The sequence below is a fragment of the Pseudomonas sp. H1_A03 genome (genome assembly GCF_054685145.1).
Genome location: NZ_CP162829.1, coordinates 2,540,395 through 2,560,784 on the forward strand (window position 1 = coordinate 2,540,395; position 20,390 = coordinate 2,560,784).

Annotated in this window: 19 protein-coding genes; 4 read left to right on the forward strand and 15 right to left on the reverse strand. The window is 59.7% G+C overall.

What is annotated here, in order from left to right; all coding sequences use genetic code 11:
• Positions 1-4: 4 nt before the first annotated feature.
• From AB4O35_RS11670 to AB4O35_RS11720, 11 genes are all read right to left on the reverse strand, one after another.
• A complete protein-coding gene (locus tag AB4O35_RS11670) occupies positions 5-343 on the reverse strand; it encodes a GlpM family protein (protein ID WP_049709767.1) in 339 nt (112 codons plus the stop codon).
• The gene (aauR, locus tag AB4O35_RS11675) at positions 343-1,692 is read right to left on the reverse strand and encodes a two-component response regulator AauR (protein WP_065872528.1); all 1,350 of its coding nucleotides are present in this window, start codon (positions 1,690-1,692) and stop codon (positions 343-345) included. Before aauR ends, AB4O35_RS11670 begins: the two co-directional genes overlap by 1 nt.
• Complete coding sequence (gene aauS, locus AB4O35_RS11680; RefSeq protein ID WP_065880102.1) at positions 1,689-3,590, reverse strand: two-component sensor histidine kinase AauS; 1,902 nt, start codon at positions 3,588-3,590, stop codon at positions 1,689-1,691. Before aauS ends, aauR begins: the two co-directional genes overlap by 4 nt.
• A gap of 206 nt (positions 3,591-3,796) precedes the next feature.
• Positions 3,797-4,531 (reverse strand): amino acid ABC transporter ATP-binding protein, encoded by a 735-nt coding sequence (locus AB4O35_RS11685; protein WP_049709764.1) that lies wholly within the window; start codon positions 4,529-4,531, stop codon positions 3,797-3,799.
• Positions 4,528-5,199: an amino acid ABC transporter permease gene (locus AB4O35_RS11690; RefSeq protein ID WP_065872526.1), complete on the reverse strand. Its 672-nt coding sequence runs from the start codon at positions 5,197-5,199 to the stop codon at positions 4,528-4,530. The genes AB4O35_RS11685 and AB4O35_RS11690 overlap by 4 nt, the downstream gene beginning before the upstream one ends.
• The gene (locus AB4O35_RS11695; protein ID WP_065872525.1) at positions 5,199-5,945 is read right to left on the reverse strand and encodes an amino acid ABC transporter permease; all 747 of its coding nucleotides are present in this window, start codon (positions 5,943-5,945) and stop codon (positions 5,199-5,201) included. Before AB4O35_RS11695 ends, AB4O35_RS11690 begins: the two co-directional genes overlap by 1 nt.
• A gap of 193 nt (positions 5,946-6,138) precedes the next feature.
• A complete protein-coding gene (locus AB4O35_RS11700) occupies positions 6,139-7,065 on the reverse strand; it encodes a glutamate/aspartate ABC transporter substrate-binding protein (protein ID WP_049709761.1) in 927 nt (308 codons plus the stop codon).
• Between the two features lie 304 nt (positions 7,066-7,369).
• A complete protein-coding gene (gene glpD, locus AB4O35_RS11705) occupies positions 7,370-8,908 on the reverse strand; it encodes a glycerol-3-phosphate dehydrogenase (RefSeq protein WP_065872524.1) in 1,539 nt (512 codons plus the stop codon).
• A gap of 304 nt (positions 8,909-9,212) precedes the next feature.
• Positions 9,213-9,968, reverse strand: a complete 756-nt coding sequence (locus AB4O35_RS11710; protein WP_049709759.1) for a DeoR/GlpR family transcriptional regulator — start codon at positions 9,966-9,968, stop codon at positions 9,213-9,215.
• A 95-nt stretch (positions 9,969-10,063) separates the two neighbouring features.
• The gene (glpK, locus tag AB4O35_RS11715; protein WP_065872523.1) at positions 10,064-11,569 is read right to left on the reverse strand and encodes a glycerol kinase GlpK; all 1,506 of its coding nucleotides are present in this window, start codon (positions 11,567-11,569) and stop codon (positions 10,064-10,066) included.
• A gap of 76 nt (positions 11,570-11,645) precedes the next feature.
• Complete coding sequence (locus tag AB4O35_RS11720) at positions 11,646-12,503, reverse strand: MIP/aquaporin family protein (protein ID WP_065880101.1); 858 nt, start codon at positions 12,501-12,503, stop codon at positions 11,646-11,648.
• A gap of 326 nt (positions 12,504-12,829) precedes the next feature.
• On the opposite strand from AB4O35_RS11720, the gene ybaK reads away from it, so the two are divergent.
• On the forward strand, positions 12,830-13,300 hold the full coding sequence (gene ybaK / locus AB4O35_RS11725; RefSeq protein WP_065872522.1) for a Cys-tRNA(Pro) deacylase: 471 nt from the start codon (positions 12,830-12,832) through the stop codon (positions 13,298-13,300).
• A 135-nt stretch (positions 13,301-13,435) separates the two neighbouring features.
• On the opposite strand, the gene AB4O35_RS11730 is transcribed toward ybaK, so the two are convergent.
• Positions 13,436-14,545: an ABC transporter ATP-binding protein gene (locus AB4O35_RS11730; RefSeq protein ID WP_065872521.1), complete on the reverse strand. Its 1,110-nt coding sequence runs from the start codon at positions 14,543-14,545 to the stop codon at positions 13,436-13,438.
• Positions 14,542-15,462 carry an ornithine carbamoyltransferase gene (gene argF / locus AB4O35_RS11735; protein ID WP_065872520.1) on the reverse strand — a complete coding sequence of 307 codons (921 nt, stop codon included), beginning with the start codon at positions 15,460-15,462 and terminating at the stop codon, positions 14,542-14,544. The genes AB4O35_RS11730 and argF overlap by 4 nt, the downstream gene beginning before the upstream one ends.
• Positions 15,463-15,896: 434 nt before the next feature.
• On the opposite strand from argF, the gene AB4O35_RS11740 reads away from it, so the two are divergent.
• Both AB4O35_RS11740 and grxD read left to right on the forward strand, forming a co-directional pair.
• Positions 15,897-18,005: a molybdopterin oxidoreductase family protein gene (locus AB4O35_RS11740; RefSeq protein WP_065872519.1), complete on the forward strand. Its 2,109-nt coding sequence runs from the start codon at positions 15,897-15,899 to the stop codon at positions 18,003-18,005.
• A gap of 77 nt (positions 18,006-18,082) precedes the next feature.
• Positions 18,083-18,421, forward strand: a complete 339-nt coding sequence (gene grxD, locus AB4O35_RS11745; protein ID WP_049709752.1) for a Grx4 family monothiol glutaredoxin — start codon at positions 18,083-18,085, stop codon at positions 18,419-18,421.
• A 69-nt stretch (positions 18,422-18,490) separates the two neighbouring features.
• Here grxD and bfr read toward each other — a convergent pair whose 3' ends face one another.
• Both bfr and AB4O35_RS11755 read right to left on the reverse strand, forming a co-directional pair.
• Positions 18,491-18,961 (reverse strand): bacterioferritin, encoded by a 471-nt coding sequence (gene bfr / locus AB4O35_RS11750; RefSeq protein WP_065872518.1) that lies wholly within the window; start codon positions 18,959-18,961, stop codon positions 18,491-18,493.
• A gap of 201 nt (positions 18,962-19,162) precedes the next feature.
• Positions 19,163-19,381, reverse strand: a complete 219-nt coding sequence (locus AB4O35_RS11755) for a bacterioferritin-associated ferredoxin (protein ID WP_010564137.1) — start codon at positions 19,379-19,381, stop codon at positions 19,163-19,165.
• Positions 19,382-19,624: 243 nt separating this feature from the next.
• Between AB4O35_RS11755 and AB4O35_RS11760 the strand changes: the two genes are divergently transcribed.
• On the forward strand, positions 19,625-20,227 hold the full coding sequence (locus tag AB4O35_RS11760) for a peroxiredoxin (RefSeq protein WP_003172097.1): 603 nt from the start codon (positions 19,625-19,627) through the stop codon (positions 20,225-20,227).
• The last annotated feature ends 163 nt before the right edge of the window (positions 20,228-20,390 follow it).

The following is a 20,390-nucleotide window of genomic DNA, read 5'->3' on the forward strand; positions in this document are numbered from 1 at the left end:
TGTGTCAGGTGTGGACGCGTACCCAAATGCTCACCAACACCGTTGCGGCCATCAACCACGCTACCGCTGCTACGGCTAGAGAGGCCTCCAAACGCATCCGATCCACCACCACATACAACGTCGCCAAATACACAAAATACGGAATGATCGACCACATGCCGAACAGGATCGTAGTCTTCAAATCGTCCACCGAGCGGCCCTTGCCGACGATGTAATGCGCGATCAACGCAAAGGTCGGAAACAGCGGTACCAACCCTGCAATGTAATAGTTCTTGGTCTTGGCCAGCGCCGCCAGGATCAGCACCACTGCCGCGCCCAGGGCGGCTTTCAAGAATAGATCCATCAGTGGCTCAACCCATACTTTTTAACTTTATCGAACAAGGTGGTCTTGGCCATCCCCAATTCCTGGCTGGCCTGGGTCAGGTTGCCGCCACTGCGTTGCAAGGCATCGTTGAGCAGGTTGCGTTCGAAGGCCTCCACCGCCTCAGTAAAGGCCAGGCCGTGGTTGCCGCTGCCGGCGCCGCTTTTCTTGAAGGCGGGCAGGCCCAGGGCGAAGCGTTCGGCGACGTTGCGCAGTTCGCGCACGTTGCCGGGCCAGTCGTGGCTCATCAGGTTCGACAGGGTCTGGTTGTCCAACTCCGGCACGGTACGGTCGAAGCGCAGGGAAGACTGCTGCAGGAAGTGTTCGAACAGCTGCAGGATGTCTTCGCGGCGTTCGCGCAAAGGTGGCAGTTCAAGGGTGACCACGTTGAGGCGGTAGTACAGGTCGCTGCGGAACTGACTGGCGCGGCTCAATTCGTCGAGGTCGGACTTGGTGGCGGCGATCACCCGGCAATCCACCGCCACGCTCTGGTTAGAACCCAGGCGCTCCAGGGTGCGTTCCTGCAACACCCGCAGCAGTTTGATCTGCAGGTTGATCGGCATGCTTTCCACTTCATCGAGGAACAGCGTGCCTTCGTGGGCGTGTTCGATCTTGCCGATACGACGCTTGCCGGCGCCGGTAAAGGCGTTGGCTTCGTGGCCGAAAATCTCGCTTTCGAAGAGGTTCTCCGGCAAGCCGCCGCAGTTCAACGCGACGAACTGGTGCGAATGGCGCCGGCTGAAATCGTGCAGGCAGCGCGCGACCAATTCCTTGCCGGTGCCGGTCTCGCCTTCGATCAGCACGTTGGCCGAGGTGTCGGCGACGTTGGCGATCAGCTCGCGCAGGTTCTGCATGGCGGGCGAGCGGCCAATGATGCGGCCCTCAAGGGAGTCGCGCTCGGCCAGTTGACGGCGCAACGACCAGACTTCCCGCGCCAGCCCGCGCTGCTCCAGGGCGCGGCGGGCGACGTCCACCAGGCGTTCGGGGGAGAAGGGCTTTTCCATGAAATCGTAGGCGCCGTTGCGCATGGCGCCGACCGCCATGGAGATATCGCCATGCCCGGTAATCAGCACCACCGGCAGGCTTTTATCCAGGGCCTTGAGGCGGGTGAGCAGCTCCAGGCCGTCAATGCCCGGCAAGCGGATGTCGCTGATCACAATGCCCGCGAAGTTCTCGCCGATGTGCTTCAAGGCTTCTTCGGCACTGCCCACGCCGACGCTGTGGATGTCTTCCAGCGCCAGGGCTTGCTGGCAGCCGAGCAGTACATGGGGGTCGTCTTCGACGATCAGTACGGTGAGGTCGTCTTTAGGGGCTGTAGCGTCTGTATTCATGTCGACTCAGCTTTTTGAGCACCCGCCAGCGGCAGGCTCAGGACAAAGGCCGTTCCACCACTGGCCGGATGTTCCACGGCAAGGTTGCCGCCAGTGGCCGCCGCGAGGCTGGCGGAAAGCGTCAGGCCCAAGCCCAGGCCTTGCTCGCCGGGTTTGGTGGTGAAGAACGGTTCGAACAAATGTTTGCGCGCCTCGGCGTCGATGCCGTGGCCGTTGTCGCGCACGTGCAGGCGATATTTGCCCTCGCTGCTGCTCCCGTCCAGCCACAGCTCGGGGGCAGGTTGGGCCTGCATGGCGTCGAGGGCATTGCCGATCAGGTTGACCAGGATCTGCTCCAGGCGCGTCTGGTCGATTTGCAGTTGGGCGGGGGCAAAGTCACGGTGCACGCTCAGCGACAGACCGTCCAGGCGCGCGCCGAGTACCTGGAACGCGGCGTCCACGGCTTTGACGAGGCTGGCTTCACCCTGGTCGTCACCGCGCCGGGCAAACGAGCGCAAGCTGGCGGTGATGCGGCCCATGCGGTCGATCAGTTCGTTAATGGTCTTGAGGTTGGCGCTGGCGGTGTCCAGGGCGCCGCGCTCGAGGAAACGCACGGTGTTACCGGACAAGGTGCGCAAGGCGGCCAGGGGCTGGTTCAATTCGTGGGCGATGCTGGTGGACATCTGTCCGATGGCCGCCAGTTTGCCGGCCTGCACCAGTTCATCCTGGGCGCGGCGCAGGGTTTCTTCGGCCTGGCGGCGTTCGCGGATCTGGCCCTTGAGCCGTTCGTTGCTGGCGCGCAGGTCGGCGGTGCGTTCGGCAATCCGACGCTCCAGCTGGCTGTTGGCTTCCTGCAGGGCTTCGCGCGCGGCGAGGCGGGTGGCGATGACTTTGCGCCGCTCGTTCCAGGCAATCAGCAGGAACGCCACCAGGCCAAAGGCCACGGCCACCAGAATGCCCTGGTTGATCGCGGCTTGGCGCAGGTCGTTGAGCGGGGTGAGCAGGGTGAAATTCCACGGCGTGTCGTTGAGCGGCCGCGTTTGGGCAAGGTAGCTGACTTCGCGCTCATCATTCACCACTTCGCTATTGGCCGGGAAGGTCAGTTTCTCGGCGCCTTCGTTCAAGCGCTCGCGGGCCAAGGGCTCCAGCTCGTTCAGCGTCGCCCAGTAATATTGCAAGCTGTGGGCCAGGCGCTCCTTGGTGTCATCGCTCAGCGGGCGCACGGCCTTGAGGCGGCGGGCCGGGTCGCTGGAAAGGATGATGATGCCGTTCTCGTCGCTCACGAAGGCCTCGAGTCGCGCGCGTTGCCAGCGTTCCTCCAGGGCTTCGAGGCGCACTTTGACCACGGCGACGCCGATGATTTTGCCGTGTTCTTCCAGGCCGTGGGCCAGGTAGTAGCCGGGTTCGCCGTTGGTGCTGCCGATGCCATAGAACCGCCCGGGCTGGCCACGCACCGCGTTCTGGAAGTAGGCACGAAAGGACAGGTCTTCCCCCTGGTAACTGTCGGCATCGCGCCAGTTACTGGTGGCCAGCACGCGGCCGGTGGTGTCCATCACGTAGATGGCCCGACTGCGACTGCGTCGGTTCAGGCCTTCGAGGTAGTCGTTGACGGTCTTGCGGGTTTCCTGGGTTGGGTCGGCCAGCAGTTTGGAGACGCTGGACTCCAGCTCCAGAAGGCTGGGCAGGTAGGTGTATTTGCTCAGCTCGCTTTCGACAGTGCGGGCATGCAGCTCCAGCTGGCGTTCGCCTGTATCGCTGAGGGTGCGGATGCCGTAGTACTCACTGATCCAGAAGCCGATATAACCCAGGCCGATCATCAGGGCGATGATCAACGGCGGCAGGAACAGTTGGCGAATCAAACGTGGTTTCACAGCAAGTGATGGCGGTGCGGCGCGAAATTGGTGGGGGTCGCATTTCATCACAGATGCCTTGGGTCAACCAGCGCTGTCAGCCCTGCTGTAAACCCACTTGTGTGGGCACTGGCTTATGTGGGAGCCGAGCTTGCCCGCGATGCAGGCGCCTCGGTGTCACAGTTGCACCGAGGCGATGCCATCGCAGGCAAGCCAGCTCCCACATAAGCCAGTGCCTGCACTAGCCGGGTTCTCAAAGGGAGAACAATGCTGTTTTAGTGCTGCAGGATTTTCTCAAGGAAGTGCTGCGCGCGTTCGGAGCGGGCGCTGATGTCGCCGAAGAATTCTTCTTTCGGGCAGTCTTCGATGATCTTGCCGGCGTCCATGAAGATCACGCGGTCGGCCACTTTGCGGGCGAAGCCCATTTCGTGGGTCACGCACATCATGGTCATGCCTTCGTGGGCCAGTTGCACCATTACGTCCAGTACTTCGTTGACCATTTCCGGGTCGAGGGCTGAGGTCGGTTCGTCGAACAGCATGACGATCGGGTCCATGGCCAAGGCGCGGGCAATGGCCACACGTTGTTGCTGGCCGCCAGAAAGCTGGCCCGGGTGCTTGTGGGCGTGCGCCGACAGGCCCACGCGCTCAAGCAGTTGCAGGCCCTTCTTGGTGGCTTCTTCCTTGCTGCGGCCAAGCACCTTGATCTGCGCGATGGTCAGGTTTTCGGTGATGGTCAGGTGCGGGAACAGCTCGAAGTGCTGGAACACCATGCCCACGCGTGAACGCAGTTTCGGCAGGTTGGTCTTCGGGTCGGCGATGGAGGTGCCGTCGACCACGATGTCGCCCTTCTGGAACGGCTCCAGCGCGTTGACGCACTTGATCAGGGTGGACTTGCCCGAGCCGGACGGCCCGCACACCACGATCACTTCGCCTTTTTTGACATCAGTGCTGCAATCGGTCAGCACCTGGAAGTCGCCATACCACTTGTTGATGTTCTTGATAGAGATCATACGGCAAACCTTTTTTGCAGACGCTTGACCAGCAGCGAGGCGGAAAAGCTGATGATGAAGTAGACGACACCGGCAAAGATCAGGAACTCATTGGAGCGGCCGATGATATCGCCGTTCGAGCGGGCGGAGTTGAGGAAGTCCACCAGGCCCACGGTGTAGACCAGCGAGGTGTCCTGGAACAGGATGATCGACTGTTGCAGCAGCAACGGGGTCATCTTGCGGAACGCCTGGGGCAGGATGATCAGGCGCATGGTCTGGCCATAGCTCATGCCCATCGCCTGTGCCGCCGCCATCTGGCCCTTGGGGATCGACTGCACGCCGGCCCGCACGATTTCGCAGAAGTACGCGGCTTCGAACATCATGAAGGCCACGACGCAGGAGGTGAACGCACCGATCGGGGTGTCTTCGCCGGTGATCCAGCGCAGCACGAACGGCACCGCCAGGTAGAACCAGGTGATCACCAGCAGCAGCGGGATCGAGCGGAAGTAGTTCACATAAGCGCCGGCCACGCGGGACAGCAGTTTGCTGGACGACAGGCGCATCAGCGCCAGGATCGTACCCAGGATGATACCGCCGACCACGCCCATGACCATCAACTGCAAGGTCATGACCATGCCGTTCCACAGGCCGGGGATGGCGGGGATGATGCCGCTGAAATCGAAGTCCATTATTTACCCCCCACGGAGATCAGGCCGGGCACCGCGACTTTCTTCTCGACCATGCGCATCAGCAGCATCAGGCTCATGTTCAGGGTGAAGTAGATCAGCGTGGCCAGGGTGAAGGCCTCAAACAGGTTGGCCGAGAACTCGGCGGTCTGCTTGGTTTGTGCCAGCAGTTCCATCAGGCCGATCAAGGACGCCACGGAGGAGTTCTTGAAGACGTTGAGGAATTCCGAAGTGAGTGGCGGAATGATGATCCGGTAGGCCTGGGGCAGCAGCACGTTCCAGTAGATCTGCGGCAGCTTGAAACCCATGGCACGTGCAGCTGATTCCTGGCCACGCGGAAGCGCCTGGATACCGGTACGTACTTGCTCACACACCCGGGCGGCGGTGAACAGGCCCAGGCACACGACGACGCTCAGGTAAGCCGAAGTAGTCGGGTTGAGGTCTTGTTTGTACCAGTCTTGCAGGTTCTGCGGCAGCAGGTCGGGTATCAGGAAATACCAGATGAACAGCTGAACCAGCAGCGGCACGTTACGGAACAGTTCCACATAGCAGGTCGCAATGCCCGCTACGAGACGGTTCGGCACGGTGCGCATGACGCCCAGAATGGACCCCAGCAGCAAGGCGATAATCCATGCCACGACAGCGATGGCGATGGTCCAGCCCAAGCCGGCGATGTACCAGTCGAGATAAGTCTCGCTGCCCACGCCAGTGGACTTGAAGAACACGCTCCAGTCCCAGTTGTAATTCATTAGGGTCTCCCCCGAAATCGATCGATGTACAAGCACCCGCTTGGGGAAGATCCTTTCCCGCCCGACGGTGAACGCCAGGCACACACGATCGGCTCGAAAACCGCCAGGTCGAGTGTTCCAATGTATTGCCAGCAGGTAGTAACAGACGCCTGAGGGAGGGTTGGCTCCCTCAGGACATAAGCTTAGTCAGGTATCAGATTTTTACTTCCGGAGCCGGTTTGTCGCTCGGAGTAGCGATCAAAGCCTTAACCTTTTCGCTCATCGGGAAGTTCAGGTTCAGGCCTTTGGGTGGGATCGGGCTCTCGAACCACTTGCTGTAGATCTTGTTGATTTCGCCGGATTTGTACAGGGCGACAATGGCGTCATCGACAGCCTTCTTGAAGGCTGGGTCGTCTTTACGCACCATGCAAGCATAGGCTTCAAAGGACTGTGGAGTACCAGTAATGACCCAGTCACCCGGCTTCTTGGCCTTGGCTTCTTCACCGGCCAGCAGGGCGTCGTCCATCATGAAGGCAACGGCACGGCCGCTTTCCAGCATCTGGAAGGATTCGCCGTGGTCTTTGGCGGAGATGACGTTCATGCCCATCTGCTTGTCGGCGTTCATCGACTTGAGGATGCGCTCGGACGTGGTGCCAGCGGTGGTCACGACGTTCTTGCCTTTCAAGTCAGCGAAGTCGGCGTAGCTCGGCTTGCCATCCTTGTCTTTCTTGACCAGCAGACGGGTGCCGATTTCGAAAATGTTGACGGTGAAATCAACTTGTTGGGCGCGTTCGGCGTTGTTGGTGGTGGAGCCGCACTCGAGGTCCGCGGTGCCGTTCTGGATCAGCGGAATACGGGTTTGCGAAGTCACCAGGTTGTACTTGGCCTTCAGGTCGGGTTTGTTCAGGTCTTTTTTCAGTTGCTCGACGACCGCCAACTGAATGTCGTGGGAGTAGCCCACTGGTTTGCCCGAACCATCCGCGATGTAGGAAAACGGAATGGAGCTGTCGCGGTGAGCGAGAGTGATGGTGCCGGAGTCGTTGATCTTTTTCAGCGTGCCGGTGAGTTCGGCGGCGAAAACTGGAGTGCTGATCAGAGCAGCAGCGATAGCTGCGCCCAGAATATGGGGAACGATGCGCATCAATACTTCCTCGACATTTGTTTTTTTTATGAAGCCGGCTAAACGGCTCTCTTGTACAGCGAATGCCCGTAACGGCTCCTGAGGCGTCTCAGGCAATCGTCCAAGAGTGTAGAGCATGAGTCGTGCCAGACCGGTACTAAAAGCTTAAAGCTATGATTTTTAAGAAAATTAACTTTATATGTCAGAAAAAACCGTATCTCCGGGTCCGGCAAACCGAATAGGGCTGGCTGTCGCGTTCGGAAAACCGAATGCAAAACAAAGCCCCTGGACCTCACGGTGCAGGGGCTTTTGTTGTTATTGGCAGTCAGGCCGCTTCAATCTTGCTGCGGTTCTGCTCGACCTTGGACAGATAACGCTGCACGTTCTCCTGTTCTTGCGCAGTGGTGAACAGGCCCAGCTTGGTACGACGCCACAGTATGTCTTGAGGCTGGGTCACCCACTCTTCAGCACACAGGTAATCGACTTCTCGGGTATACAGGCCGCCACCCAGGTGCTCGCCCAGGTCAGCGATCGATTGCACGCCTTCCAGCAAGCGCCATGTGCGGCTGCCATAAGTGGTTGACCAACGGCGGGCGATTTCACTCGGTACCCAGTCGAATTTGTTGCGAATGGCCTCGGCCAAGGCTTCTGGCGTGGTCATGTCCTCGCCGCCGGGCAGGCTGGCCCTGGCGGTCCAGCTCGGGCGCATCTGGGTGAAATACGGCGCCAGTTGCGCCATCGCCGATTCGGCGAGCTTGCGATAGGTGGTCAGCTTGCCGCCAAACACCGACAGGATCGGTGCCTCACCCGTGCCGCCGGACAGCGCCAGCGTGTAGTCGCGGGTAATGGCCGACGGGTTGTCCGACTCGTCGTTGCACAGCGGGCGCACGCCAGAGTAGGTATGAACGATGTCGTCGCGGCTCAGTTGCTTCTTGAAGTGTGCGTTGACCACTTGGAGCATGTAGTCGGTTTCACCTTCGGTGATCGCAACTGCAGCCGGGTCGCCCGTGTATTCGCGGTCGGTGGTGCCGATGATGGTCAGGTGGTTCAGGTACGGAATGGTGAAAACGATGCGTTGGTCTTCGTTCTGCAGGATGTGCGCGTGGGCACCTTCGTAGAGTTTCGGCACGATCAGGTGGCTGCCCTGGATCAAACGGATGCCGTAGGGCGAATCCAGTTTCAAGTCATCCTTGATGAACTTGGCCACCCATGGGCCAGCGGCGTTCACCAGTGCGCGGGCACGGATCGAGAACAGGCTGCCATCGGCGCGTTCCATGTTCATTTCCCACAGGCCCTTGCTGCGATGGGCGCTGACGCAACGGGTCTGGGTGTGGATGTGCGCACCTTTTTCGCGGGCGGCCATGGCGTTCAGGACGACAAGGCGGGCGTCATCGACCCAGCAATCGGAGTACTCGAAGCCTTTGGTGATTTCGCTTTTCAGTGGGCTGTCCGGGCCGAACTTGAGGCTTTTAGAGCCGGCGAGCTTTTCGCGCTTGCCAAGATTGTCGTACAGGAACAGGCCGGCGCGGATCATCCATGCTGGACGCAGGTGCGGGCGGTGCGGCAACACGAAACGCATCTGCTTGACGATGTGCGGGGCCTTGGCCAGCAGCACTTCGCGTTCGGCCAACGCTTCGCGCACCAGGCGGAACTCGTAATGTTCAAGGTAGCGCAGGCCACCGTGGATCAGCTTGCTGCTAGCGGAAGAGGTGTGGCTGGCCAGGTCATCCTTTTCACAAAGGAAAACCGACAAACCGCGACCGGCTGCGTCTGCTGCAATGCCGACGCCATTGATTCCGCCGCCGATAACGGCAACGTCATAGACTTCGGCAAGCGGTGGAGCAGGCAAGGTAGAAGGATTCATCGGCTGGCCTCGCGATCTTTTTCGTATTGGAATTCGAACATTAATGTTCATTTGCGAAAATAGTAGCGGATAAACGCGCGCACAGCCACCTGACTTCGATTGAAAAAACTCATCGAAGGGCGGGTAAAGGAAAATTTGTGAACATCAATGGGAGGGCGGAGCTACTTATGTAGTGAGCGGGCTTGCCCCGCGCAGGGTGGCGAAGCCGCCCTGAACCCAGGCGCCGCAGTCGATCAGATGCACCGCGGTGGCCATATTGGGGCGGCTTCGCCACCCAGCGCGGGGCAAGCCCGCTCACTACAGGTCACACTACTTCCAATCTGACCTTATGCTCATTCAACAATTGCACCAGCGCCGGCACCGGCTGTTGGTCGGTCACCAGACAATCCACCAGGCTGATCGGCCCCAGGCGAATCATGGCGTTGCGCCCGAATTTGCTGGAGTCGGCCGCCAGGATGACCTTGCGCGCATTGGCGATAATCGCCTGGGAAACCCGCACTTCCTGGTAGTCAAAGTCGAGCAAGCTCCCATCTTCATCGATACCGCTGATACCCACCAAGGCAAAGTCGACCTTGAACTGGTTGATGAAGTCGACACTCGCCTGGCCCACCACGCCGCCGTCACGGCGCACATTACCGCCCGTCAACAACACGTCGAAGTCGTCCTTGGCGCTGAGCATGGTGGCGACGTTGAGGTTGTTGGTGATGATTTTCAGGTGGTTGTGGTTGAGCAGCGCACGGGCGATGGATTCGGTGGTGGTGCCGATATTGATGAACAGCGACGCGTGATCGGGGATTTGCGCCGCGATGGCTTCGCCGATGCGCTGTTTCTCGTCGCGCATCTGGTCGGCACGCATGGCGTACGCGGTGTTTTCGACACTGGAATCATAGGCCGCGCCGCCGTGGTAGCGGCGCAGCAGATTGGCGTCCGCCAGCTGGTTGATATCGCGGCGGATGGTTTGCGGGGTGACAACGAATAGCTGCGCCATTTCCTCGATGCTGACATAGCCGCGTTCGCGGACCAGTTCGAGGATTTGTTGCTGGCGGGGAGGCAGATTCATGGGGCGTCCTTTGGGCTGCCATACAAAAGTGGCCCATGATGACGCAGGAATCCGCTCCCTGCCAGTTACAACCCTATATGGATCCGGCGCTTGGCTTATTCAGCGCCTTCGTGCGGTTCCCAGTCGCGGGTACGGCTTACCGCTTTTTGCCAGCCGGCGTAGAGCTTCTCCTTGGCGACTTCGTCCAACTGCGGTTCGAATTCGCGTTCGATCACCGCCTTGCCGCGCAATTCATCCAGGCTGCCCCAGAAGCCGCAGGCCAGGCCTGCCAGGTACGCGGCGCCCAATGCAGTGGTCTCGCGCATTTGCGGGCGCTCGACCTGGGTGCCGAGGATATCGGCCTGGAACTGCATCAGGAAGTTGTTGGCCACCGCGCCGCCGTCCACACGCAGGGCTTTGAGGCGTTCGCCGGAGTCCTGTTGCATGGCGTCGAGCACGTCGCGGGTCTGGTAGGCAATCGACTCCAGGGCCGCACGAATGATGTGATCCACGCGTACGCCGCGGGTCAGGCCAAACAGGGCGCCGCGGGCATACGGGTCCCAGTACGGCGCGCCCAGGCCGGTGAACGCCGGGACCAGGTACACGCCGTTGCTGTCCTTGACCTTGCTGGCGAAGTATTCGGTGTCGGTGGCGTCGGCGATGATCTTGAGCTCGTCACGCAGCCATTGCACGGTGGAGCCGCCGTTGAATACGGCACCTTCCAGGGCGTAGGCCACTTCGCCACGCGGGCCGCAGGCGATGGTGGTAAGCATGCCGTGCTTGGATTTCACCGCTTTGTCGCCGGTGTTCATCAGCAGGAAGCAGCCGGTGCCGTAGGTGTTCTTGGCCTGGCCTGCTTCAACGCACATTTGGCCGAACAGTGCAGCCTGCTGGTCGCCGGCGATACCGCCGATAGCGATGCCGCTTTTGGTGCGGCCGTAGATTTCCGACGACGACTTCACTTCCGGCAGCATTTCGCGCGGCACGTCGAGGATCTCCAGCATCTTCGCATCCCACTCAAGGGTGTGGATGTTGAAAAGCATGGTGCGCGAGGCGTTGGTGTAGTCGGTGACGTGGGTCTTGCCGCCGGTAAATTTCCAGATCAGCCAGCTGTCGATGGTGCCGAACAGCAGCTCGCCGTTGCGCGCACGCTCGCGGCTGCCTTCGACATTGTCGAGGATCCACTTGAGCTTCGTGCCGGAGAAGTACGGGTCGGTGACCAGGCCGGTGGCGTCATTAATGTATTGCTCGTGGCCGTCGCGCTTGAGTTGCTGGCAAATCTCGGTGCTGCGGCGGCATTGCCAGACGATGGCGTTGTAGATCGGGCGACCGGTGATTTTGTCCCACACCACGGTGGTTTCACGCTGGTTGGTGATGCCGATGGCGGCGACCTGATCATGGTGCAGGCCGGCCTGGGCCAGGGCCTCGACCATCACCGCGCTCTGGGTGGCGAAGATTTCCATCGGGTCATGCTCGACCCAGCCCGGCTGTGGGTAGTGCTGGGTGAATTCACGCTGGGCGGTGCAGACCACGTTGGCGTCACGATCAAAGATGATCGCGCGGGAGCTGGTGGTGCCCTGGTCAAGGGCGATGATGTAGTTCTTATTCTGAATATCGGTCATGTCGAATGCCTTGGAAAATAAGAAAGTCGGTAGTCAGCCGGGCCGCAAAAGGGCAGGAGCGGCCAGGCTGGCGTGATCAGGAAATACGGGTTTTGCCGTTGACAGCCGTGTCAGGTGTTTCTTCAGCTATAGCAGGTGCGGTGCTTGGCAGGTGACGGGCAATCAGCCCGCGATACGCTGCAGCACCGAGGCATGCGCCAACAATCGGCGCGAAAATCGGTACCAGGAAGTAAGGAATATCGCGGCCACCGGTAAAGGCCATTTCACCCCAGCCGGCGAAAAAGGTCATCAGCTTGGGCCCAAAATCCCGCGCCGGGTTCATCGCGAAGCCTGTCAGCGGGCCCATGGCACTGCCGATCACCGCAATCAGCAGGCCGATCAGCAGCGGGGCCAGCGGGCCGCGTGGCAGGCCGTTGTTGTCATCGGTGAGGGCCATGATCACGCCCATCAGGATCGCGGTGATGACCATTTCCACCAGGAAGGCCTGGGCGGTGCTCAGCAGCGCATGGGGGTAGGTGGAAAACACCGACGCCAGTTCCAGGCTGGCTTGCGTGCCGCGGACCATATGGTGGGTTTGTTCGTAATCGAAAAACAGGTTGCTGTAGAGGGTGTACACCAACGCGGCCGAGCAGAAGGCACCGGCGATCTGGGCGAGGATATAGAAGGGCAGTTTACGTTTGTCGAAGTCGGCGAAAATGCACAGTGCAATACTGACGGCGGGGTTCAGGTGCGCCCCGGAAATGCCGGCGCTCAGGTAGATCGCCATGCTGACGCCCACCCCCCAGATGATACTGATCTCCCACAAGCCAAAGCTGGCACCCGCGACCTTGAGCGCAGCGACACATCCCGTACCGAAGAAGATCAGAAGCGCAGTCCCCAGGAACTCGGCCATACATTGGCTCGAAAGTGAAGGCTGTTGAAGAGCAGTTGTCATGGAAAACCTCAGTTGTTGTTCTTGTCTAGCGCACAACCTCAACGGGTTATTGCGCGATTTTCACCGTGGCAAGGATCCCCATCCCGGACACGGCTTACTGCTTGAATGCTGCGGACTATTCCTACAGCATTCGGAAACGAAAAAATATAGACAAGAATGACCGCTGTCAAAGGTCGAAAGTGAACTATCAGTCACTTTCAAACTATTGGTCTGGTGAATGATCACGCTTGTCATCTTGCGTGTGTACCTTAAGAGCGGGCGTACTAGAGCGTTTTGCGTGGGCTTGGCCTAGAATCGGCCATCTGTTTGCCATGCCCGGAGACACCATGACGCCTGCATTGGATTTGTTGAAAAAAGTTCGCGCCGAACATCGTATCCACAGTTACGAACATGACCCCAAGGCGGCTTCGTATGGCCTGGAGGCCGCGGAGAAGTTGGGCCTCGATCCGGCGCAGGTGTTCAAGACCTTGCTGGCGAGCAGTGAGAAAGGCGAATTGTTGGTGGCGGTGGTGCCGGTCGTCGGAAGTCTCGACCTGAAGGGGCTGGCGCACGCTGCCGGGGTGAAAAAAGTCGAAATGGCCGACCCGGCAGCGGCGCAGCGCTCTACGGGTTACTTGCTAGGCGGCATCAGCCCGCTGGGGCAGAAGAAGCGGTTGCGCACGTTTATCGATGTGACGGCGCAGCCGTTCGCGACGATTTTTGTAAGTGCGGGGCGGAGGGGGTTGGAAGTGGAGTTGTCGGCGGCGGTGCTGGCTGAGCATACCCAGGCCAAATTCGCGCCGATTGGCCGGGCCTGAATCTACTATGGAAGGTTGTGGATAACCCATGTGTGGGCCGGGCTTGCCCGCGATGCAGGCACCTCGGTGTGTTAGTTACACCGCGTTGATGCTATCGCAGGCAAGCCAGCTCCCACATTTTTGGATTCGGTTTTGTCAGTGCGCGGGGCTGTAGCGGCGTACGCCGGATTCGATTTTAGGGATTTGCGCTGCTGTACTCCCTGACGCCTGAAACAACACCAGATGCTCAGCCGCCACCCGAATTCCTACATCCGCCCCCACCTGATGGTCGGCGTGGCTGGGAAAAATCGACTCCAATTGCGCGCCTGTCGGAAGTTGCAGGCGGTACAAGGTAGACGCCCCCAGGAACGTCTTGCCGACGATCTGCGCTTTCAGCGTGCTGTCTGGAGCGTAGACGATGTCATCCGGGCGCAGCAGCACGTCCACCGCGCCGCCGGTAGGCCAGGTGTAGGCGCGGTTGCCGCGTAGCTCGCCGAGTTCGGTGCTCACGGATTCCGGCGAACTCAACTGGCCACGAATGAAGTAACCCTGGCCGATAAAGCTGGCGACATAGGGCGTCTGCGGTTCGTGATAGAGGTTGTAGGGCGTGTCCCACTGCTCAAGGCGGCCCTCCTTGAAAACACCGACCTGGTCGCTGACCGCGAAGGCTTCTTCCTGATCATGGGTCACCAGAATCGCACTGGTGCCGCGTGCCTTGAGGATATCGCGCACCTCGTGGCTGAGCTTGCGTCGCAACTCGCCATCCAGGTTGGAGAACGGTTCGTCCAGCAATAACAGGGCCGGCTCCGGCGCCAAAGCGCGGGCAAGGGCGACGCGTTGCTGCTGGCCGCCGGAAAGTTCATGAGGAAAGCGCTTGCCCAGGTTCTTCAGGTTCACCAGTTCCAGCAACTCAGCGACCACGCGGTCTTTCTGCGGATGCTTGCGAATGCCGAACGCAATGTTATCGGCCACGCTGAGGTGAGGAAACAGTGCGTAGTCCTGAAACACCATGCCGATGCGGCGTTTCTCCGGCGCCAGGGTGAACCCGGCACTGGAGATCACTTCGCCCGCCAGGCTGATTTCACCCTCGTGCACCGGCTCAAACCCGGCAATGGCGCGCAGCGTGGTGGTCTTGCCGCAGCCCGAAGAGCCCAACAGGCAACCGATATCGCCGGCATTCAGGTGCAGGTTGAGGTTCTGCACCACCCGTTGATCTTGATAGCCGCATGCCAGATTGCGCAGGTTCAGCAGTAATGGCTGGCTCATGCGTGGTGGTACGACGGCGGGACGAGGAATTCGAGCAGGGCTTTTTGCGCGTGCAGGCGGTTCTCGGCCTGGTCCCAGGCGACCGAACGCGGATCGTCGAGCAGGTCAAGGCTGATTTCTTCGCCACGGTGCGCCGGCAGGCAGTGCATGAACAACACGTCCGGCGCGGCCAGGTCGAGCAGGGCGCGGTTCACTTGATACGGGGCGAACTGGGCCAGGCGCTTGGTGGTTTCGTCTTCCTGGCCCATGGAGGTCCAGACGTCGGTGCTCACCAAGTGCGCGCCGATCACCGCGTCACGCGGGTCGCGAACCAGGGTCACGCGGTCACCGGCCTGCGCCAGGAAGCGCGCATCAGGCTCATAGCCTTCCGGGCAGGCAACGCGCAATTGGAAGTCGAACTGGATCGCCGCTTCTATATAGCTGTTGCACATGTTGTTGCCGTCGCCGATCCACGCCACGGTCTTGCCCTGAATCGAGCCGCGGTGCTCAAGAAAGGTTTGCATGTCGGCCAGCAACTGGCACGGGTGCAGGTCATCGGACAGGCCGTTGATCACCGGTACGCGGGAGTTGGCGGAAAATTCGGTCACGGTGCTGTGGGCAAAGGTACGGATCATCACGGCGTCGAGCATGCTCGACATGACCTTCGCGCTGTCGGCGATCGGCTCGCCACGGCCCAGTTGGGTGTCGCGCGAGGACAAGAAGATGGCTTGGCCGCCCAGTTGAATCATGCCGGCTTCGAAAGATACGCGAGTGCGGGTTGACGACTTCTCGAAAATCATCCCGAGCACGCGGTTTTTCAAAGGCTCGAACAGTACGCCGCGGTTACGCAGGTCTTTAAGCTCAATGCCTCGACGGATCACGCTGACCAGCTCTTCGGGCGTGCAATCCATCAGGGAGAGAAAGTGCCTTGCGCTCATCATTAACTACCTTTTTGCAACAGACCGCAGATACTCAAAGCCTTGTTTATTGTGACAACGGGCGAGACCTGCGGCGAAAGCCGCACGGGGCGACGAAATAGGGGAAGGCGCGATCTTATAATTAAATGTCGCGTCTTACCAATAGGGCTACGTTTTTAAAGGGTGTTCAAGCAGGGCGCCAAGGCGCTTTTGAAGACGAATTCCAGACAGCAGCGGGCCATTTGTACACTGGCGTAGCAACCTTTTGCAATGCGCGGGGGCGGCTGCAGGCCAGGCTGCGTCGGTTTCAGCGCGAGTGTGTGAGGTTTCTGAAACATTTGCTCATGCTTAGCCATGGCCTGGCCTGATGCTTGTCGATTCACGGGGCGAACGTTGGTGGCGCGCGTGCCGGTCGCGGCCCATAGTTGGACCAAAGCCCTTATAAGAGACTGGCCATGACCAAGACTCTCCACCACCGTGCCTGCCATCTGTGTGAAGCCATCTGCGGCCTGACGCTGGAAACCACCCGAGCCGACGACGGCAGCCTGGCGATCACCTCGATCAAGGGCGATGCCCAGGACAGTTTCAGTCGAGGGCATATCTGCCCCAAGGCCGTAGCGCTGCAGGATATCCAGAATGATCCTGACCGCCTGCACCAGCCCATGTTGCGGGTGGGTACCGAATGGCAGCCGATCGCCTGGGATGAGGCTTTCGCGCTTGTAGCCGAACGGTTGGCGGGCATTCAGGCGCGCCACGGGCAGAATGCGGTGGCGGTGTATCAGGGCAACCCCAGCGTGCACAACTATGGGCTGATGACCCACAGCAACTACTTCCTCGGCCTGTTGAAGACGCGCAATCGATTTTCCGCCACCTCGGTCGACCAACTGCCCCATCACCTCACCAGCTACCTCATGTACGGCCACGGCCTGTTGCTGCCGATCCCGGACATCGACCACACCGACTTCATGCTGATCCTGGGCGGCAACCCGCTGGCATCCAATGGCAGCATCATGACCGTGCCCGACGTGGAAAAGCGCCTCAAGGCGATCCAGGCGCGGGGCGGTAAAGTGGTGGTGGTCGACCCACGGCGCAGCGAGACGGCGGCGATGGCTGATCAGCATCTGTTCGTGCGCCCAGGCGGTGATGCGGCGCTGTTGTTCGGGGTGCTCAACACCTTGTTTACCGAGCACCTGACCCGCGACAGCCATTTGCCGGTTGAAGGCTTGGAGGATGTACGCCGCGTGATCGCCGGGTTTACCGCCGAGGCCATGAGCCGTCAATGCGCGGTGCCCGCCGAGCAGATACGTCAATTGGCACGCGACTTTGCCGCAGCGGACAAAGCGGTGTGCTACGGGCGCATGGGCGTATCAACCCAGGCGTTCGGCACGCTGTGCCATTGGCTGGTGCAACTGATCAACCTGGTGACTGGCAATCTCGACCGTGTGGGTGGCGCCTTGTGCACCACGCCCGCAGTGGATCTGGTGGCGTCAACCGGTGGCGGGCATTTCAATCGCTGGCAGAGCCGGGTTTCCGGGCGTCCGGAGTACGGTGGCGAGTTGCCGGTGTCGGCCCTGGCGGAAGAAATGCTCACTGAAGGCGAAGGACAAATCCGCGCGTTGGTGACAGTGGCCGGTAATCCGGTGTTGTCGACGCCTAACGGGCGGCAGTTGGAGCAAGCCCTGGATGGCTTGGAGTTCATGGTCAGCGTCGACCTCTATATCAACGAGACCACGCGGTATGCCGATTTGATTCTACCGTCCACGTCAGCATTGGAAAACGATCACTACGACACGACCTTCAATATGTTCGCGGTGCGTAACGTCACCCGTTTCAACCAGGCGATCTTGCCCAAGCCCGAGGGTGCGCTGCATGACTGGGAAATCTTCGTCGGGCTGGCCAAGGCCTTTGCGGCTCAGACCGGCGCCACACTCAAGCCGACGATGCCGCCGGCGCAGATGATCGATTTCGGGCTGCGCGCGGGCGCTTACGGTGATGCCTCCAGCCACAAATTATCGGTGGCGATGCTGGCCGACCATCCCCATGGCGTGGACCTGGGGCCGCTTCAGCCCAACCTTGCCGCGCGTCTGAAAACCGTTGATGGCAAGGTGCAGGCGGCGCCGGCAGTTATCCTCGCCGACCTGGTGCGGTTTGCCGCGCAGCCGGGGCCTGTGGCCGACGAACTGTTGCTGATCGGCCGTCGCCATGTGCGCAGCAATAATTCCTGGATGCATAACTATCACCGGCTGGTGAAGGGCAAGCCGCGTCATCAATTGCTGATGCATCCTGACGACCTGGCCAGCCGGCGTTTACTGGATGGCCAGCGGGTGCGGGTGAGTTCTCGGATTGGCATGATCGAGGTGGACGTTGTCTCCAGCCTGGACATGATGCCTGGTGTCGTCAGCCTGCCCCACGGCTGGGGCCATGGTCGCCCGGGCGTCCAGATGGGCATCGCCAGCGCGCAACCCGGAGCGAGCGCGAATGACCTGACCGACGAACGGCAATTGGACGAGTTGTCGGGCAATGCGGCGCTCAATGGTGTTCCGGTCCAGGTAGCAGCCGCCTGAGCACCTCGCTGGGATTTTGCGTTACAATGCGCCACCGTGCCGACCTGTGAGTCGCAAAGTTCCAGCCGAGGTGTTCCATGGATATCATCGAAACGATCAAAGAGCAGATTGCTGCCAACACCATTCTGCTTTACATGAAGGGCGCACCCAACGCTCCTCAGTGCGGTTTCTCCGCGAAGGCGTCCCAGGCCATCATGGCGTGTGGCGAGAAATTCGCTTACGTGGATATCCTGCAAAACCCTGAAATCCGCGCCAACCTGCCGAAGTACGCCAACTGGCCTACGTTCCCACAACTGTGGGTCGCCGGTGAGCTGGTCGGCGGTAGCGATATCATCACTGAAATGGCCGCAGACGGTTCGTTGCAGTCGTTGATCAAAGATGCAGCGGCAAAAGCGGCAGCCAAGACTGAAGCTTGATCCGGACGCAATAAAAAGCCCCGCTTCTCGTATGAGAGCGGGGCTTTTTTATGCCTGCGTGCTGATGGGTTATTCACCCATCTGCGATTGCAGGTAGTTTTCCAGGCTGACTTTGTCGATCAGGCCCAGTTGGGTTTCCAGCCAGTCGATATGTTCTTCCTGGTCTTCCAGGATATCTTCCAGCAGTTCACGGCTACCGTAGTCGCCGGTCAGTTCGCAGTGAGCGATGGCGGCCTTGAGATCGCTGTGGCTCTTGCGCTCAAAACCCAGGTCGCTGCTGATCATTTCCTGGGTGTGTTCGCCGATGTTCAGCTTGCCCAGGTCCTGCACGTTTGGCAGGCCTTCCAGGAACAGGATGCGCTTGATCAGCGCGTCAGCGTCCTTCATGGCCTTGATCGATTCTTTGTATTCACGCTTGCCCAGCTTTTCCAGGCCCCAATCGTCGTACATGCGCGCATGCAGAAAGTACTGATTGATCGCGACCAGTTCATTGGCAAGGATTTTGTTGAGTTGCTGGATGACTGAGATGTCGCCTTTCATGACTGGGGTCCTGCCCTGTAATAGCTGTATATAGAGCGGAGTTTGAGCGGCGCAATCCCTAGTGTCAAACCTAAGTTATTGAATAATAAATGAAAATTAATCGGAATAAGAATGTTTGTGTTCCGCGTCTTGGCGCTAACTAATTGAATTTCGGGCATAAAAAAACCGGACACTAAGTCCGGTTCTCTAAAATAGGCCAAATCAGGCGTGTGTAAATTCTGCTGAATAGGGGAGCGCGGCCTGGGCTGTCTGCAGCTGCGTCAGGGTTTCCCGTACCACTTGCTTGGCGAGGCAAGCACATTTGCCACACTGGCTGGCCACACCGGTGGTTTCACGTACTTCCTTGTAGCTGCAGCAACCTTCGTAGATTGCTTCGCGGATTTGTCCGTCGGTGACGCCAGTACAGAGGCACACATACATAAGGGAGAACCATCGCGGGTTAAGGCTTAAGTGCGATGGATCTTAATGTTAACGAGAATGATTGTCAAAGTAGATTCGCCAGGTATTTGCTGGCATCGCGCCCGCACTGACGAACGGTTTTTTCAGTGTATGATGGCCGGTCTTCACGAAGCGTGACTGCGTCACAGGGCTGTCGCTTATAAACGGCAGACTCAGGGCCGGTCCTTTTACTTCAATCGTCACCCTTACATCAGGAGATACCCAATGAGCGTACTCGTCGGCAAACAAGCCCCGGATTTCGACGTTCCAGCCGTTCTCGGCAATGGCGAAATCGTTGACAGCTTCAAACTGTCTGAAGCCATCAAAGGCAAATACGGCCTGGTGTTCTTCTACCCGCTGGACTTCACCTTCGTCTGCCCTTCGGAGCTGATCGCTCTGGACCACCGCATGGACGATTTCAAGGCGCGCAACGTTGAAGTGGTAGCCGTTTCCATCGACTCTCATTTCACCCACAACGCCTGGCGCAACACGGCTATCAACGATGGCGGCATCGGCAAAGTCAAATACACCATGGCTGCCGACATGAAGCACGACATCGCCAAGGCCTACGACGTTGAGTCCGAAGGCGGCGTAGCGTTCCGTGGCGCATTCCTGATCGATGACAAGGGCGTTGTTCGCTCCCAGATCATCAACGACCTGCCACTGGGCCGTAATATGGAAGAGCTGATCCGCCTGGTCGACGCACTGCAATTCCACGAAGAGCACGGCGAAGTCTGCCCTGCCAACTGGAAAAAAGGCGACAAAGGCATGAATGCTTCGCCAGAAGGCGTTGCGGCTTACCTGACCGAGAACGCTGGCAAGCTGTAAGCCAGTTTCACGGTGAAAAAAAACCGGCCTGAGAAGGCCGGTTTTTTTATACGCGGGAAACGACTGTAGTGAGCGGGCTTGTCCCGCGCTGGGTGGCGAAGCCGCCCCAATAAGGCCACCTCGGTTTCTCAGAAGTACCGAGGCGCCTGGGTTTGGGGCGGCT